The organism is Streptococcus sp. E24BD (genome assembly GCF_041807825.1).
In the GTDB taxonomy this organism is placed as follows: domain Bacteria; phylum Bacillota; class Bacilli; order Lactobacillales; family Streptococcaceae; genus Streptococcus; species Streptococcus entericus.
This window is the reverse complement of record NZ_JBGTZB010000006.1, coordinates 61385-75270: the sequence shown is the minus strand read 5'-3', so window position 1 is coordinate 75270 and position 13886 is coordinate 61385. Positions and strand designations below refer to the sequence as shown.

Genomic DNA, 13886 nt, shown 5'->3' with positions numbered 1-13886 from the left:
TCCACTGGTGGAACCATCATCGCATTCACGGTAGTCTCGATTACCAAACACCTATGGTTAAGCGAGTTATCGCTTAACAAAAACACTTTATAAAAATTGTACAGAAAAGGGGTGCCTTTTCACCTGCTTGCTAAAATGTCAAAAGGGACAGACTCGAAGCTGAGTTTATAAAAGAGACCGTTTTTAAAGAGAAATTGAATAGTACTGTCAACGGTGTCGTCCCCTTGTAATTTTAAAAGAGCATAATACTCAAGTCGTCGATAATAAAGCGGTTCCCTACCTTGACTATCAAGGGGGTCGTAAAAGGTCAATAACTTCTGTAAATGGTCATCAATAGAAATCTTTTTTTGGAAGAGACACATCTGACAAAATTCGGCTCTTGACTTTTTTGATTTTGAAAATTTATCTAGAGAATCCTCAATCCAGGTTAAACTATTGCTAACTATAGCAAGTATATCATCTTTCCAATTCTTCATAATAGTGTCTTATTTAACTAAAAGCCAGAAGATTAAAATCTTGTAAATTGTCTTGTAAGGGATCGGTTTGCGTAATGACTACAAAAGCACCATCTTTACTAATAAATATTGTTACTCCACAGTTTATCGATAGCTCTTTAATATCGTCTGAAAATTTTGACAAAAAATTATTTTTCATATTTCTAAAATAGCATAAATTGGAGAGATGACAATCTTGCTTAAGAAAAGTTTACTAAATAAAAAGTATTCTGTCAATTAAAAAAGACAGAATTTTTAGTTTTTAGCTAATTATTTCATTGAAAATTCTAAAATGAAATTAGCCACTTGAGAGTATGAAAAAGTCTCTCAGAGCGATATAGTTGTAGTGCATGACAAATAACAATTACGGAGCCCCCCAAGAGACGAAGTAACAGTTGTTGCGATGATAGAACACACTGTGCATGCTGACCATGACCACGAACATGGCGAGGGCTGTAGTCATGAAGCGGTTGTTCACGACGATTATATTGACTATGTCCACGATGGTCACTTGCACCATAAGCATGACGACCACTGGGACGAATGCACGGTTAGTCATGAAGTGAGCTAGCGGTATCCGTCGTTCTAAGAGCAAACAGGTGAGGAAAAATTTGGGGAAGTTTTAAAAAGCAGCTGTCACCATACGTTATGTGACATCTGCTTTTTCTGATTTAAGTTGGAAAAAAAGAGATATTATGGTATAATAACTAAAAATTCTTATGCGGGTAAGGAGAAGTGAAATTGAAATACTTGAAATGGCTTAGTTTGTGGGTGTTTCCTTTACTAATGACGATGACTGTTTCTGCCAACGACGACTTGGTAAAAATGGCACAAGATTTAGGTTATCCGGCAACATCTGCTATTGCACCCAAGGGAGCGATTGTTATTGAAGCGGATACGGGTCAGATTATCTGGGGTCATGACATTGATTTGCAAAGCGATCCTGCGAGTACGACCAAAACTATGGTCATTTACCTCACAATGGAAGCGATAAAATCAGGTCAAATTTCTTTGGATACTGAGGTTGTAGCGACTGAAACGGACCAAGCGATTTCAAAAATTTTTGAGTTATCAAATAATAAAATAGTTGCGGGAGTAACTTATACGGTTCGGGAGTTGCTGACCATGACGGTTGTACCATCGTCAAATGTTGCAACCCTGATGTTAGCGCATTTAATTCATGATGGAACAGATGCCAGCTTTATCGAGCGAATGAACGCTACTGCTCAGGAGTTGGGAATGACCAATACGGTCTTCTATAATGGCACCGGTGCAGATATTATCTCATTCAAGGGTTATTATGCACCAGAAGGATATGACCCTGTACGCTATAATCTAACAACTGTCAAAGATTTAGCGATTTTAGCGCGAGCTTTATTGACCAAACACCCAGACATATTGGCATTTACCAATAGTGCTGAGGTGACTGTCAAATCAGGAACGCCTTATCAAGAGACCTTTAAAACCTACAATCATTCTTTACCAGGAGCTAGTCTGGCTTTTGAGGGAGTTGACGGCCTGAAAACAGGTTCCAGCCCAACTGCGGGTTACAATGCAATTGTCACTGCTAAACAAGGTGAACGACGTTTGATTGTCGTTGTGATGGGGGCAAGCAAGTGGGGGGATCCAGATGGGGAGCATGTGAGACATTACTTTGTTAATACGCTCTTAAATCACGGCTTCAAAGACTACGAAAAGAAAACCGTTCTGCCATCAGGAAGACAAGAAATAGAGGGAAAACCGTATCAAGTGCAGAAGCCCTTGGTGGTCACCCTAAAAAAAGCATCACCTCAACCAACTCTGGTCATTGACCATCAGCAGGCCACTGTAGCAGGTATTGCTGGTCTAACAGAAAGTATTGCCGTACCTATTGAGGAGGTTATCTCTTTATCAACAGAAAATAGCTCGAGCTCAGAACCTCCTATCAAAAAAGAAGCTGACGAGTGGGCGGCATATTTGAAAGTCATCGCTCTCGTGATTATTGTGATGATTGTAGTGGTGCTAGGGCTGATTATCCATGAGATAAAAAAACACCGTCATTCCTAAGTTGGGGTCAGGTCGTTTGAACACAAAGAAAGCAACAAATTGAGTCGATTATCAACTTAACAGTTCAGAGCAGGAAAGGCTGTCAACTTACTAGGTGAGCAGTCTTTCCTGCTTTTTTGTTTTACCGTAAAATCATGCATGTTTTGTGAATTTGTGGTAAAATGATAGAAAAGGAGAAAAAATGACAGTAACAGTAAAAATGTTAGCCGATAAGCTCAAGCTAAAGGTCATTTATGGAACGCCAGAGTTATTGGAAAAAACCATTACGACAGCGGATATTTCGCGACCGGGTCTTGAGATGACAGGTTATTTCGATTACTATACCTCTGAGCGCGTGCAACTCATCGGTATGAAAGAATGGTCATACATGATGACCATGACCATCCAAAACCGTTATGCCGTTTTGTGCCAGATGTTTCAACAAGAAACGCCAGCCCTTGTCGTGGCGCGTGATTTGGAAATTCCAAAGGAAATGCTACAAGCTGCTGAAGAAGAAGGCGTAGCTATTTTGCAAGGCAGAATGCCGACCAGTCGCTTGTCAGCCGTTATGTCATGGTATTTGGACACGTGCCTTGCAGAGCGGATTAGTGTTCACGGTGTGCTGATGGATATCTACGGCATGGGTGTTTTGATTCAAGGCGATAGCGGTATCGGTAAGAGCGAGACCGGGCTTGAATTGATTAAGCGAGGACACCGTTTAATAGCTGACGATCGTGTGGATGTCTATGCCAAAGATGAGGAGACCTTGTGGGGAGAACCTGCGGAAATCCTTCGCCACATGCTAGAGATTAGAGGCGTTGGTATTATTGATATTATGAGCCTTTATGGTGCTAGTGCGGTTAAGGATTCTTCACAAGTTCAATTAGCTGTGTATTTAGAACAGTCTTCTGAAATAGTCTTCGATCGTTTAGGCAATGGCAATGAAGACATTGAGCTTGCTGGTGTGAAGATTCCACGCGTGCGTATCCCTGTTAAAACAGGACGCAACGTTTCGGTGGTGGTTGAGGCAGCAGCGATGAACTATCGTGCAAAGCAGATGGGCTTTGATGCGACAAATACCTTTGAGGAACGCCTGACAGACCTGATTGCTAGAAATGGGGTGAACGCATGATTGATCCCGTTGCTGTTCAATTAGGCCCGATTAGCATCCATTGGTATGCGATTTGCATCGTGACAGGTCTGTTTCTTGCTGTTTACCTTGCCAAAAAAGAAGCACCACGCAAAAAAATAAAGCCAGACGATGTGATTGACTTTATTTTAATAGCTTTTCCGCTGGCCATCCTTGGGGCTCGGCTGTACTATGTCATTTTTCAATGGCAGGATTACGCAGCTAACCCTGTCAAAATTTTCGCTATTTGGGAAGGTGGACTTGCCATTTATGGGGGACTGATTACTGGTGCGATTGCCCTCTTTGTTTACTCCTACTACCATTTAATCGAACCGCTTGATTTTTTAGACATTGCAGCTCCAGGTGTGATGCTTGCTCAGTCTATAGGGCGTTGGGGCAATTTTATCAACCAAGAAGCTTACGGCAGTGCGGTTGATTCGTTGGCTTATCTGCCTGAATTTATCCAGAAGCAAATGTATATTGATGGTAGTTATCGTCAGCCGACCTTTCTTTATGAAAGCCTGTGGAATCTAGTTGGATTTATCCTTATCCTTATTTTGCGACGTCGCCCCCATCTACTTAGACAGGGTGAACCTACCTTCTTCTACCTGATTTGGTACGGAATAGGACGCTTTGTCATCGAAGGATTACGAACAGATAGTTTAATGTTCGCAGGTTTACGTGTGTCTCAATGGCTATCGGCCCTCCTAGTCATCGCAGGCTTTGCACTTGTTGTTTATCGTCGTTATAAACTTAACCCACCTTATTATCAAGAATAAAGGAGTATCTTATGGACTTAGTTGGAATCTCGTTACTTATTATTGCCATTGCTTTTGCTGCATTGGTTGTCTATCTCGTGATACTGTTAAAAAATGTCAATGAAACTGTCGGTGAAGTTCGCCAAACGGTCAAGCTCTTGACCAGTGACGTTGACACCACCCTTCACCATACCAATGCTTTACTAGCAAAGACGAATGTTTTAGTTGAAGATGTTAATGGGAAAATCAATACCATCGACCCAGTCTTTACAACTTTAGCAGATTTATCAGTCAGTGTGTCAGATTTAAATCAGCAGGCACGTAAATTAACTAGCAAAGCTAGCAACAGCAGTGCAAGCACATTTGGTAAGGTTGGCTCAGCAGCAGTTGTAGCTAGCAAATTATTTAAAGGGAGGAAAAAATAATGGGTAAATTATCTCGTAAAATCGGTTTAGGTCTGGTTCTTGGTGCCGCAGCCGGTCATTATCTGTCAACCGAAAAGGGTCAACAGCTAGTCATGAAAATAAAAAAAGGCTTATCCGCCTATCGTGAACAACCAAACTATTACCAAGAACAAGCCAAGGCTTTTGTTAGCGAACAAGTGGCTTATGTGAAAGAATTGGTCAAAGAAGAGTTTGGCGAGCCATCAGATGCCGAAATCCCTTCATCAGATGCTGAGGATATCATCATCACCTATACTGACGAAGACTTGTAACAAATAACTCACTCCTAGCACATTAGGAGTGAGTTATTTGTTATAATGATTAACAAGAAGTTCTTTGACGCTATAAACGGTCAATAAACTGCTCGCAATAGCAAGCGGTAAAGCAAAGAAGGCTGAGAGCTTAATCGCTAAGAAAAGGAAGGACAGCATAACCGTTAAGATGCAAAAAACTGACAGTTGAGCAAAAAATGCTAGTTCTTCAAAATCAATATCACTGGTGTTAAGATTAAGTTCATCAAATGTTTGGAATTTTGGGGTTTCTTGGATGATGTCGTCATTTAAGCGACTGTCATCGAGTTGTCTTAAGGGACTAGCCATACTTGCCTCCTTTCTATCATTCTTCTATGTGCTTCTATCATAACATAAAAAAGATGACTTTTTGTGATAAAAAGATTACAAAAATTTCTTTTATATTACAGATAAGAGACAAAAAACAATTGTTGCTGTAAAATGATTATATATCGGTTAAAGCTGTAAAATGATCATATATCGGTTAAAATTGGGAAATTTTTCCTATTTTTTGCTATAATTGTAGGAAAGAAGAAAAAGAAGAGGTAACACGATGACTTATCCGAATTTGTTGAATCGTTTCTTAGTTTATGTCAAAGAAAACACGCGTAGCAATCCTGCCAGCCAGACGACACCATCAAGTCAAAATCAGGTTGACTTTGCCTTAAATATTTTAAAACCTGAGATGGAGCGCATTGGTCTGACGGATGTCCATTATATTGAAGAAAACGGCTTTTTAATTGGAACTTTGCCAGCCAACGATCCAAGCTTCCTTTATAAGATTGGCTTCATCTCACACATGGACACTGCTGATTTCAATGCCGAAGGGGTAAAACCACAAATCATTGAAGATTATGATGGCGGTCATATTGAGCTGGGAACATCAGGTTATGTGCTATCTCCAGATGATTTTTCAAACTTGAATAAGTATCAGGGTCAAACGCTGATTACTACTGATGGTACAACCTTGCTGGGAGCTGATGATAAGGCAGGAATCGCTGAAATCATGACAGCTATGGAATACCTCATTGCTCATCCTGAGATTAAACACGGTGAGATTCGAGTGGGATTTGGTCCAGACGAAGAAATCGGTGTTGGTGCAGATAAGTTCGATGCGGCTGACTTTAATGTGGATTTTGCTTATACAGTTGATGGCGGGCCTCTTGGCGAATTACAATATGAGACCTTTAACGCAGCTGTAGCGGAGTTGACTTTCTTTGGTCGTAACGTTCATCCTGGCACAGCTAAAGATCAGATGATTAGCGCTCTTCAACTAGCGATTGATTTTCACAATCAGTTGCCTGAAAAAGACCGTGCCGAGCATACGGAAGGGCGCGAGGGCTTTATCCATTTGATGGACTTGTCAGGAAATGTCGAAGAAGCCAAAGCCACCTATATTATCCGAGATTTTGATGACGATGATTTTGACGGTCGCAAGATGCTTTTAGACCGCATTGCTGACCATATGAACGTTTTCTTTGGTATGGATCGCGTGGGTCTTGAGATCGAAGACCAATATTATAACATGAAGCGGATTATTGTCAGAGATATGACGCCGATTGAACTGGCTAAAAAAGCCATGGAAAAGCTGGATATCACTCCTATCATTGAACCAATTCGTGGTGGAACAGACGGTTCTAAAATTTCCTTCATGGGTATTCCGACACCGAACCTCTTTGCTGGTGGTGAGAACATGCATGGACGATTTGAGTATGTTAGTTTGCAAACCATGGAGAAGGCTGTTGATACCATTATCGGTATCGTCTCTCACAGGATTAACGCATGATTAAAATTTTTGGCAAAGTGCGTTACCACTGGCAGCCAGAGTTATCCTTAGCCATCATCTATTGGTCGCTGGCCTGGTTGCCAACCTTTTTCGCTCTCTCTTTGATTTATGAACATAGCAGAGCGACGCATCTGATTTTTGGTGGTTTTTGGTTAACGGTTATCCTAACGATTTTTGGCTTTCATCGGTATTTTACTATCGGAGAGGATGGTTATCTTGGGATCACATCCCTCAATCCATTTACCAAGAAAAAAATACCGATTTCAGCCATTGAAAAGGTTGAAATTAGCAAGTATCGTGTGTCTTTACGCCTCACTGATCATCAAAAAAAGACCGTTTTCATGCGAAAATGGCCAAAAAAATATTTTTTAGATGCCTTGGCGATTCACCCAGCCTTCAACGGCGAAGTGGAATTACACGATAATTTGACCCGTCATGACTATTTCTGGGCTTATCGCAAAGATAAAAAACCTTCAGTCAAGGACTAACGCCTTGGTCGGGCAGGATTTAACAGCTAGTAGGGTATTGGGACTTTCTGGGAGAACCTTAACAAGGTCGTCACTGTCGGCAAACTTTACAATACCATCGTCATGGTAATCAAAAACAGCAGAATAGGTTTGGCAAAGACCACAGGCGATGCATTTTTCAGGAATCAAAGATACTTTCATAGCACTATTGTAATACGAAAACTTAGAATACACAAGAGGAAAACTGATGAAAAAATTATGGGATACCAAAGCCTTCTTGGCTGATGATAAATCAGGTCAAAAAAACAAGTCAATTGAATGGTTCAGTAGTTACTTTCTGACGATTTTATTGGCAGCTTTCTTGCTTATCGTGGTTTGTATACTGGCCTTTATTTTATGGACATCAAACGGCGGTAGCAATCAAGAACAAGCAGAACAAGCTTTTTATGATCCGAGCAAATCGAGCAGTTTAGTGTCATCAAGCACTGAGGCACCAAGTCAAACTGAAGAAAGAGAAACGACTGAATCAAGTACAGCTTCATCGACATCACCGTCAGCTACTGGCGAGACCCTAACAGTTATGTCTGGCGAAGGTGCTGGTCAGATTGCAGCACGAGCAGGAATTTCTCTCGAGCGTCTCTACGAGCTCAACCCAGACAAGATGGTAGGACCTGGTGGCACTTGGTGGGCAAATCCAGGTGACGTGGTTATCGTCAATTAGAAAGACAGGTATGAGAAAGATTAGAATTGCCATCGATGGACCTGCTTCAAGTGGTAAGAGTACCGTTGTAAAGATTTTAGCAAAAGAACTTGGTTACACCTACTTGGACACAGGTGCTATGTACCGCACAGCGACTTACCTAGCCTTGCGGGCAGGACTGAAAGGGCATCAGGTATCTGATATTTTGGCTTTGATCGATCAGTATCCAATTGGCTTTGGACTAGCAGAAGATGGCACGCAGACCGTCTTTGCTGGGGATGAGGACATCACCTTAGCCATTCGTCAAAACGACGTGACGGCCAATGTCTCTTGGGTTTCCGCATTGGCGGAAGTGCGAGAAAAACTGGTTGCGGAGCAACAGCGGATAGCCCGTGATGGAGGAATCATCATGGATGGTCGTGATATTGGTACAGTGGTCTTGCCTGATGCGGAACTCAAGATTTTCTTGGTTGCGTCCGTTGAGGAAAGAGCTGAGCGCCGCTATAAGGAAAATATCGAAAAAGGTATTCCAGCAGACCTTAACCAGCTCAAGCAGGAAATTGCTGAGCGGGACTATAAGGACAGTACGAGAGCAGTTTCGCCGCTCAAACCAGCTGACGATGCGATTCATTTTGATACGACTGGGGTATCTATTGAGGGTGTCGTCGCATTTATCTCAAAAAAAGTAGCTGAAATCCTTGACAAGGACTAATAGATAACGTATAATAGTAACAATGAGAAAAGCAGAAGTGAGAACTTCTCGCCTTGCGACTTAGGTTGTCTGGCCCTGACATGTCAAGATTCCATCAGGAAGATTATGTGTGCGGGCTTGATTTATCAAGTCCGCTCTTGTTTTTCTCTAAAAATATGAAGAGGTGAAGAACATAGCTAAGAAGGATTTGTTCATTAATGACGAGATTCGCGTTCGCGAAGTTCGTCTCGTTGGTCTTGAAGGTGATCAGTTAGGCATTAAGCCCCTGTCAGAAGCGCAGGCTCTTGCTGATCAGGCAAATGTCGATTTGGTTCTCATTCAGCCACAAGCCACACCGCCTGTTGCAAAAATTATGGACTACGGTAAGTTCAAGTTTGAGTATCAGAAGAAACAAAAGGAGCAACGCAAGAAACAGAGCGTTGTGACGGTTAAAGAAGTACGCCTCAGTCCAGTTATCGACAAAGGTGACTTTGAAACCAAACTCCGTAATGGTCGTAAGTTCCTTGAAAAAGGAAATAAGGTCAAAGTTTCTATCCGATTTAAGGGGCGTATGATTACCCATAAAGAAATCGGCGCTAAGGTGTTGGCTGATTTTGCTGAGGCGACCCAAGATATTGCCATCATTGAGCAACGTGCAAAAATGGATGGTCGTCAAATGTTTATGCAACTCGCACCGATTCCAGACAAGAAGTAACTTGTCGCCTGAAAAATTATTAAGAGGAGAAATCTATCATGCCAAAACAAAAAACACACCGCGCATCAGCAAAACGCTTTAAGCGTACTGGTTCAGGCGGTTTGAAACGCTTCCGTGCTTACACGTCTCACCGTTTCCACGGTAAAACTAAGAAGCAACGTCGTCAGTTGCGTAAAGCACGCATGGTTCACTCAGGTGACTTTAAGCGTATCAAGTCAATGTTGACGCGTCTTCGTTAATCTTAGCATTGACCCTTAGACAGATTAGAGATAGATATTTGGAGGAAAAATAAATGGCACGTGTTAAAGGTGGCGTTGTATCACGCAAACGTCGTAAACGTATTTTGAAACTGGCGAAAGGTTACTACGGAGCTAAGCATATCTTGTTCCGCACGGCAAAAGAGCAAGTGATGAACTCTTACTACTATGCTTACCGTGACCGTCGTCAGAAGAAACGTGATTTCCGCAAATTGTGGATTACCCGTATCAATGCAGCAGCTCGTCTTAACGGTTTATCATACTCTAAGTTGATGAACGGTTTGAAATTGGCTGAGATCGAAGTAAACCGCAAAATGCTTGCTGACCTGGCAGTGAACGATCCAGCAGCTTTCACAGCACTTGCTGATGCTGCTAAAGCAAAATTAGCAAAATAAAAAAAATAATCTGGAACATTTAGTTGTTCCAGATTATTTTTTTTATAGTTCGGCTACAATGATTTCTTCAGTATCGTGTTTAAGTTCAGGTGTTTGTTCAATCGTCTTATCCATGTTGATAAGTGTCCATAAGGCTAGTCCGGCTAGAGGGACAAAGACAACGATAATCTCAATCCAGCTTCCAGAGCTGACCGGCTCATTAATGCTGGGCTGAAAATCGATAAGAAAATGAATTAGCATTGGCAACCAGAGGTTATTATACCCCACTCGCAGGGCCGCAAAGCTAAGACCAAAGCAGGTAGCGTAGAAAATCTGTTGAGCGACAGCAAGAGGCTCCGCTTGAGCAAGGTTTACAAGATGGAAGAGTCCAAATAAAACAGAAGTTGTCAGAGCAGTCTTGGTTAAGCTCTGCGATTGTGACCGAAAAAGTGAGAGAAAAGCGGTAAAGAATAGCCCACGTAACCAGATTTCCTCACCGATACCAGCAGTTGCAGCTGCCCAAAAACTTGGCAATATCAGTTCCCAACCGCCTTCAAATAGACCAATCAATCCAGGAATAAAACCGTTGTAAAATAATAGAGCAATGGCCGCGATAAGGTTGGCGTGAATGAGGTGGTTAATAGGTTTAGTCCAAACGATTTTGGGAGAAAAGAGTCGCTGTCCGTGGATGATTTTCCAAATAATAGCTGCAAAGATGAGCGTTAAGAAGAACATGACTTCTACCATGACCGTCTGACTTAGCATGGCAGAACGACCTGTTACCACCAAGAATAAAGAGACCGCTATTGATGAAAAAATGATGGTAAAGAATCCGATGAATAAGAGTAGGGCTGCCTTGAAGAAGTGGCTTTTTGTATGTGTTTTAGAAATGATTGTATTGAACATAATGGTCGCCTCTTAGTTCTTAATTAGCTTCTTGAAGCAGCTTTGTCAAGATGTCTTCATTGGTGCTACCGAGCATGACTTGACCAACTGTACCGTCACTGTTGATGATGATATGAGTTGGGAAAGACGTGATGCCAAATTGACTTGCAAAACTATCTTTTGTGTCAAAAAGAATAGGATAGGTTATCTTACTGTCTTTGGCAACTGAGAGAATTTCTTGTTCACTGCTGTCCATTGGGCGTTGATTGTTAAACTTACTGTCGTTGGGAGAAACGACGGACAAGAAAACATAGTCGTCTTTATCTTTAAAGTTTTGGTAGACTTTTTCCAATTCAGGAATTTCTTGTTTGCATGGTCCGCACCAACTGGCCCAGACATTGATGTAGATTTTTTTGCCAGCATAGTCTTTAAGGGAAACCGCCTTGCCATCTTTGTCGACGAGAGTGACATCTGGCGCAACTTGTCCCTTGCTAATGCCAATCGGTTCTTGACTTGGTAGGAGGAGTGAGCAACCACAAAGTGTGAAAAGGGCGACAGCCATCATGATGGCGAATTTAAATGATTTAAACATGATAGACTCCTTTAGTATGGTAATTAGTTGTTGTTTTTGATGATAGGTATTGACCTGATAACCATGTTAATGGAAGAAACGGCTGATTGTAGTGAATTGGCCTGTGATAATAGACAGCCCGATAAGAATCAGCAAGATACCAGAAATGCGTTTTGTGTGTTTCATCAGATGTTGGTGCTTTTTGAAATAGGCAAGAACTTTTTGAGAAAAGAAAGCAACTAAAACAAAGGGCAGGATGAAACCTAGGCAGTAGACGCTGATTAAAAGAACGCTAAATATCCCCTGATGGCTACTGGCGTAGAGAAAAGCGCTAGCAAGGATAGGACCGATACACGGTGTCCAGGAGAAGCTAAACGTAAATCCCATAAGAGTAGCAAGCAAAGGTGTGACCTGTTGTCCAGCTTGATAGACTTTGTGTTTGGCTGAAAACTCTCGCTTGGTCAGCATGGTTTGAAAGAGGTCAAGCTGGATTAGCCCCATGATGATGATGAGCAGGCCTCCGATGAGCTGAATCGTTTGCATGTGCTGGGTCAAGAGACGACTGAGCAGGCTGCTAGCAAATCCTAGAACAAAAAAGGTCAGAGTAATACCTAAAACAAAGCAAAGGGTGTTGACCAGGATGCGTCGCTGAACAGAGGAATGTTCTATTTTTTCAGATGACACTTGTCCTCCTAAAATACCAATATAAACTGGTAAAATAGGCAAAACACAGGGAGAAAAGAAGGATAATAGCCCTTCTGCAAATAGCGCTAATAATTTGAAAATACCCATAGGCGATACCTCTTTTATATCAATGTTTTTATGTACCCATAAGGTAACACAAAAAGCGACCTTTGTCAAGATACACTTGATTTCTATCGATGCAATTGTTCATGAAGAAAGCGCAAACATACCTATGTAAGCGTTGTAACAGTTGACAGCAACGGCTGTTAAGTATAGAATGGAAAGTAACTGAATGAAAAGAGAACAATCCATGAAAAAGAGTGCTTTTCTGTCTCGGCATGAGCAGTTACGATATGATTATTTAACACAAAATATCCATTTTTTGGGTGAAAAAGAAAAAGCTGAGCTGACTTATTTGTCTGCAAAGGCTGAAGGAAATGAACCAAGAGTCGTTTCTTATGCTCAAGAAGAAAATCAGTTGACGGATAGACAATCTGAACTGTCCTCTCTGCGAAACTTAGAGTTAACGGATGAGAGACCTAGACGGTCGAAAAAGTCTGTCAATAAACAAGTTTCTGCACCAAAGAAGCCTGTAAAAAAGACCAGCTTTGGTCTTAAAGTGAAACGATTTGTCAAAGTAACCGTGGCTCTCATGTTGTTACTTGTCATTGGGATGGCAGTGATGTTTTTCAAGGGCTTGTTTGGTGTGACCTCAGGTCAAGAGAACTTAAAACCAGCCATGACAGAGTATTTTGCTGGTGAAAAGACTGCCGATGGGGTCAACATCCTGATTTTAGGTAGTGATAAGCGCATCACGGAAGAATCAACAGAAGCCAGGACAGACACCATTATGGTGATGAATGTCGGCAATAGTTCAGGCAAGGTAAAGCTAGTCAGCTTTTTGAGAGATACCCTGGTGAATATTGAGGGAGCTTCTTATGAAGGCATGGCTGATCACAAGTTGAATGCAGCCTTTACCATCGGTGAACAGGATAATAGCCAAGGGGCGGAATATGTGCGTCAAGTCTTGAAAAATAACTTTGACATCACTATTGAATATTACATCATGATTGACTTTGAAACCTTTGCTCTGGCAGTTGACACCCTCTTTCCTAATGGTGTAGAGATGGATGCAAAGTTTTCAACTGTGAATGGTGAGGTTGTTGGTGCTGTTGATGTGCCGGATGACTTGGGCTTTGCTTCTGGCGGTAGCCTTTATCAAACGATTCAGGTTGGTCCTCAACGGATGGATGGTAAAACGTTGCTTAACTATGCGCGTTTCAGAAGTGATGACGAAGGAGATAATGGTCGAACGCGTCGCCAACAGGAAGTTATGCAGGCTGTCCTATCCCAGATAAAAGACCCGACCAAGCTCTTTACAGGCTCTGAGGCTCTGGGAAAAATTTACGCATTAACCTCGACCAATATATCATTTCCTTTCATCCTATCTAATGGGCTTTCTGGCTTGACGGCAAGTCAAAAGGGCATTGAACGGATGAGTATTCCTGAGCAGGGAGACTGGATAGATGAGTATGACCTGTATGGTGGTTTAGGTCTACTGATTGATTTTGAGGCTTATAAGCAGCGTTTAGCTGAATTAGGCTTACGTTAGGGAGA

The 13886-nt window shown here is 41.8% G+C and carries 19 protein-coding genes and 1 other annotated feature; of the genes, 14 read left to right on the top strand and 5 right to left on the bottom strand.

The features are described 5' to 3' along the window. The first annotated feature begins 897 nt into the window (after positions 1 to 897). The 6 genes from ACERC5_RS02610 to ACERC5_RS02585 all read left to right on the top strand — a co-directional run bounded on the left by ACERC5_RS02610 (position 898) and on the right by ACERC5_RS02585 (position 5121). Complete coding sequence (locus ACERC5_RS02610; protein ID WP_373658183.1) at positions 898 to 1065, top strand: hypothetical protein; 168 nt, start codon at positions 898 to 900, stop codon at positions 1063 to 1065. Positions 1066 to 1235: 170 nt separating this feature from the next. Next, complete coding sequence (locus tag ACERC5_RS02605) at positions 1236 to 2540, top strand: serine hydrolase (protein WP_373660088.1); 1305 nt, start codon at positions 1236 to 1238, stop codon at positions 2538 to 2540. Between the two features lie 181 nt (positions 2541 to 2721). Further along, positions 2722 to 3651, top strand: coding sequence for an HPr(Ser) kinase/phosphatase (gene hprK / locus ACERC5_RS02600; protein WP_373658185.1), 930 nt, complete (start codon positions 2722 to 2724; stop codon positions 3649 to 3651). Then, positions 3648 to 4427, top strand: a complete 780-nt coding sequence (gene lgt, locus ACERC5_RS02595) for a prolipoprotein diacylglyceryl transferase (RefSeq protein WP_373658186.1) — start codon at positions 3648 to 3650, stop codon at positions 4425 to 4427. Before hprK ends, lgt begins: the two co-directional genes overlap by 4 nt. Before the next feature lie 11 nt (positions 4428 to 4438). Next, a complete protein-coding gene (locus ACERC5_RS02590; protein WP_018367773.1) occupies positions 4439 to 4831 on the top strand; it encodes a DUF948 domain-containing protein in 393 nt (130 codons plus the stop codon). After that, positions 4831 to 5121: a YtxH domain-containing protein gene (locus ACERC5_RS02585; RefSeq protein ID WP_373658187.1), complete on the top strand. Its 291-nt coding sequence runs from the start codon at positions 4831 to 4833 to the stop codon at positions 5119 to 5121. Before ACERC5_RS02590 ends, ACERC5_RS02585 begins: the two co-directional genes overlap by 1 nt. A gap of 33 nt (positions 5122 to 5154) precedes the next feature. Here ACERC5_RS02585 and ACERC5_RS02580 read toward each other — a convergent pair whose 3' ends face one another. Next, positions 5155 to 5448, bottom strand: a complete 294-nt coding sequence (locus ACERC5_RS02580; protein WP_373658188.1) for a DUF3270 family protein — start codon at positions 5446 to 5448, stop codon at positions 5155 to 5157. Positions 5449 to 5692: 244 nt separating this feature from the next. Here ACERC5_RS02580 and pepT point away from each other — a divergent pair, with 244 nt between their 5' ends. Together pepT and ACERC5_RS02570 are read left to right on the top strand one after the other, a co-directional pair. Then, on the top strand, positions 5693 to 6925 hold the full coding sequence (pepT, locus tag ACERC5_RS02575; RefSeq protein ID WP_373658189.1) for a peptidase T: 1233 nt from the start codon (positions 5693 to 5695) through the stop codon (positions 6923 to 6925). Next, complete coding sequence (locus ACERC5_RS02570; RefSeq protein WP_018367777.1) at positions 6922 to 7413, top strand: EbsA family protein; 492 nt, start codon at positions 6922 to 6924, stop codon at positions 7411 to 7413. The genes pepT and ACERC5_RS02570 overlap by 4 nt, the downstream gene beginning before the upstream one ends. Here the strand turns inward: ACERC5_RS02570 and ACERC5_RS02565 are convergent. Beyond that, a complete protein-coding gene (locus tag ACERC5_RS02565; protein WP_373658190.1) occupies positions 7399 to 7593 on the bottom strand; it encodes a ferredoxin in 195 nt (64 codons plus the stop codon). The two genes, ACERC5_RS02570 and ACERC5_RS02565, sit on opposite strands and share 15 nt — an antisense overlap. A 46-nt stretch (positions 7594 to 7639) precedes the next feature. Here ACERC5_RS02565 and ACERC5_RS02560 point away from each other — a divergent pair, with 46 nt between their 5' ends. The 5 genes from ACERC5_RS02560 (at position 7640) to rplT (ending at position 10150) form a co-directional block, all read left to right on the top strand. Continuing rightward, entirely contained in the window at positions 7640 to 8113 is a 474-nt protein-coding gene (locus ACERC5_RS02560; protein ID WP_373660087.1) for an SAG1386/EF1546 family surface-associated protein, read from the top strand. A gap of 10 nt (positions 8114 to 8123) precedes the next feature. Then, positions 8124 to 8804 (top strand): (d)CMP kinase, encoded by a 681-nt coding sequence (gene cmk / locus ACERC5_RS02555; protein WP_373660086.1) that lies wholly within the window; start codon positions 8124 to 8126, stop codon positions 8802 to 8804. Positions 8805 to 8827: 23 nt separating this feature from the next. Beyond that, positions 8828 to 8953: a sequence feature (ribosomal protein L20 leader region), on the top strand. A gap of 14 nt (positions 8954 to 8967) precedes the next feature. Continuing rightward, positions 8968 to 9498: a translation initiation factor IF-3 gene (gene infC / locus ACERC5_RS02550; protein WP_373660084.1), complete on the top strand. Its 531-nt coding sequence runs from the start codon at positions 8968 to 8970 to the stop codon at positions 9496 to 9498. A 38-nt stretch (positions 9499 to 9536) separates the two neighbouring features. Then, positions 9537 to 9737, top strand: coding sequence for a 50S ribosomal protein L35 (rpmI, locus tag ACERC5_RS02545; RefSeq protein ID WP_018367781.1), 201 nt, complete (start codon positions 9537 to 9539; stop codon positions 9735 to 9737). Between the two features lie 53 nt (positions 9738 to 9790). Then, complete coding sequence (gene rplT, locus ACERC5_RS02540) at positions 9791 to 10150, top strand: 50S ribosomal protein L20 (RefSeq protein WP_018367782.1); 360 nt, start codon at positions 9791 to 9793, stop codon at positions 10148 to 10150. A gap of 42 nt (positions 10151 to 10192) precedes the next feature. On the opposite strand, the gene ACERC5_RS02535 is transcribed toward rplT, so the two are convergent. The 3 genes from ACERC5_RS02535 to ACERC5_RS02525 all read right to left on the bottom strand — a co-directional run bounded on the left by ACERC5_RS02535 (position 10193) and on the right by ACERC5_RS02525 (position 12377). After that, entirely contained in the window at positions 10193 to 11035 is an 843-nt protein-coding gene (locus tag ACERC5_RS02535) for a CPBP family intramembrane glutamic endopeptidase (RefSeq protein WP_373660083.1), read from the bottom strand. Between the two features lie 19 nt (positions 11036 to 11054). Beyond that, positions 11055 to 11606 (bottom strand): TlpA family protein disulfide reductase, encoded by a 552-nt coding sequence (locus tag ACERC5_RS02530; RefSeq protein WP_373660081.1) that lies wholly within the window; start codon positions 11604 to 11606, stop codon positions 11055 to 11057. 66 nt (positions 11607 to 11672) lie between these two features. Continuing rightward, positions 11673 to 12377, bottom strand: coding sequence for a cytochrome c biogenesis CcdA family protein (locus tag ACERC5_RS02525; protein WP_373658197.1), 705 nt, complete (start codon positions 12375 to 12377; stop codon positions 11673 to 11675). A 184-nt stretch (positions 12378 to 12561) separates the two neighbouring features. Between ACERC5_RS02525 and ACERC5_RS02520 the strand changes: the two genes are divergently transcribed. Further along, positions 12562 to 13881 (top strand): LCP family protein, encoded by a 1320-nt coding sequence (locus tag ACERC5_RS02520; protein ID WP_373658198.1) that lies wholly within the window; start codon positions 12562 to 12564, stop codon positions 13879 to 13881. Positions 13882 to 13886: the final 5 nt, after the last annotated feature.

Excerpts from the sequence above, each read along its gene's own strand:
- ACERC5_RS02610 (WP_373658183.1), top strand. The coding sequence starts at position 898 with ATGATAGAACACACTGTGCATGCTGACCATGACCACGAACATGGCGAG.
- hprK (WP_373658185.1), top strand. The coding sequence starts at position 2,722 with ATGACAGTAACAGTAAAAATGTTAGCCGATAAGCTCAAGCTAAAGGTC.
- lgt (WP_373658186.1), top strand. The coding sequence starts at position 3,648 with ATGATTGATCCCGTTGCTGTTCAATTAGGCCCGATTAGCATCCATTGG.
- ACERC5_RS02590 (WP_018367773.1), top strand. The coding sequence starts at position 4,439 with ATGGACTTAGTTGGAATCTCGTTACTTATTATTGCCATTGCTTTTGCT.
- ACERC5_RS02585 (WP_373658187.1), top strand. The coding sequence starts at position 4,831 with ATGGGTAAATTATCTCGTAAAATCGGTTTAGGTCTGGTTCTTGGTGCC.
- ACERC5_RS02580 (WP_373658188.1), bottom strand. The coding sequence starts at position 5,448 with ATGGCTAGTCCCTTAAGACAACTCGATGACAGTCGCTTAAATGACGAC.
- pepT (WP_373658189.1), top strand. The coding sequence starts at position 5,693 with ATGACTTATCCGAATTTGTTGAATCGTTTCTTAGTTTATGTCAAAGAA.
- ACERC5_RS02570 (WP_018367777.1), top strand. The coding sequence starts at position 6,922 with ATGATTAAAATTTTTGGCAAAGTGCGTTACCACTGGCAGCCAGAGTTA.
- ACERC5_RS02565 (WP_373658190.1), bottom strand. The coding sequence starts at position 7,593 with ATGAAAGTATCTTTGATTCCTGAAAAATGCATCGCCTGTGGTCTTTGC.
- ACERC5_RS02560 (WP_373660087.1), top strand. The coding sequence starts at position 7,640 with ATGAAAAAATTATGGGATACCAAAGCCTTCTTGGCTGATGATAAATCA.
- cmk (WP_373660086.1), top strand. The coding sequence starts at position 8,124 with ATGAGAAAGATTAGAATTGCCATCGATGGACCTGCTTCAAGTGGTAAG.
- rpmI (WP_018367781.1), top strand. The coding sequence starts at position 9,537 with ATGCCAAAACAAAAAACACACCGCGCATCAGCAAAACGCTTTAAGCGT.
- rplT (WP_018367782.1), top strand. The coding sequence starts at position 9,791 with ATGGCACGTGTTAAAGGTGGCGTTGTATCACGCAAACGTCGTAAACGT.
- ACERC5_RS02535 (WP_373660083.1), bottom strand. The coding sequence starts at position 11,035 with ATGTTCAATACAATCATTTCTAAAACACATACAAAAAGCCACTTCTTC.
- ACERC5_RS02530 (WP_373660081.1), bottom strand. The coding sequence starts at position 11,606 with ATGTTTAAATCATTTAAATTCGCCATCATGATGGCTGTCGCCCTTTTC.
- ACERC5_RS02525 (WP_373658197.1), bottom strand. The coding sequence starts at position 12,377 with ATGGGTATTTTCAAATTATTAGCGCTATTTGCAGAAGGGCTATTATCC.
- ACERC5_RS02520 (WP_373658198.1), top strand. The coding sequence starts at position 12,562 with ATGAAAAGAGAACAATCCATGAAAAAGAGTGCTTTTCTGTCTCGGCAT.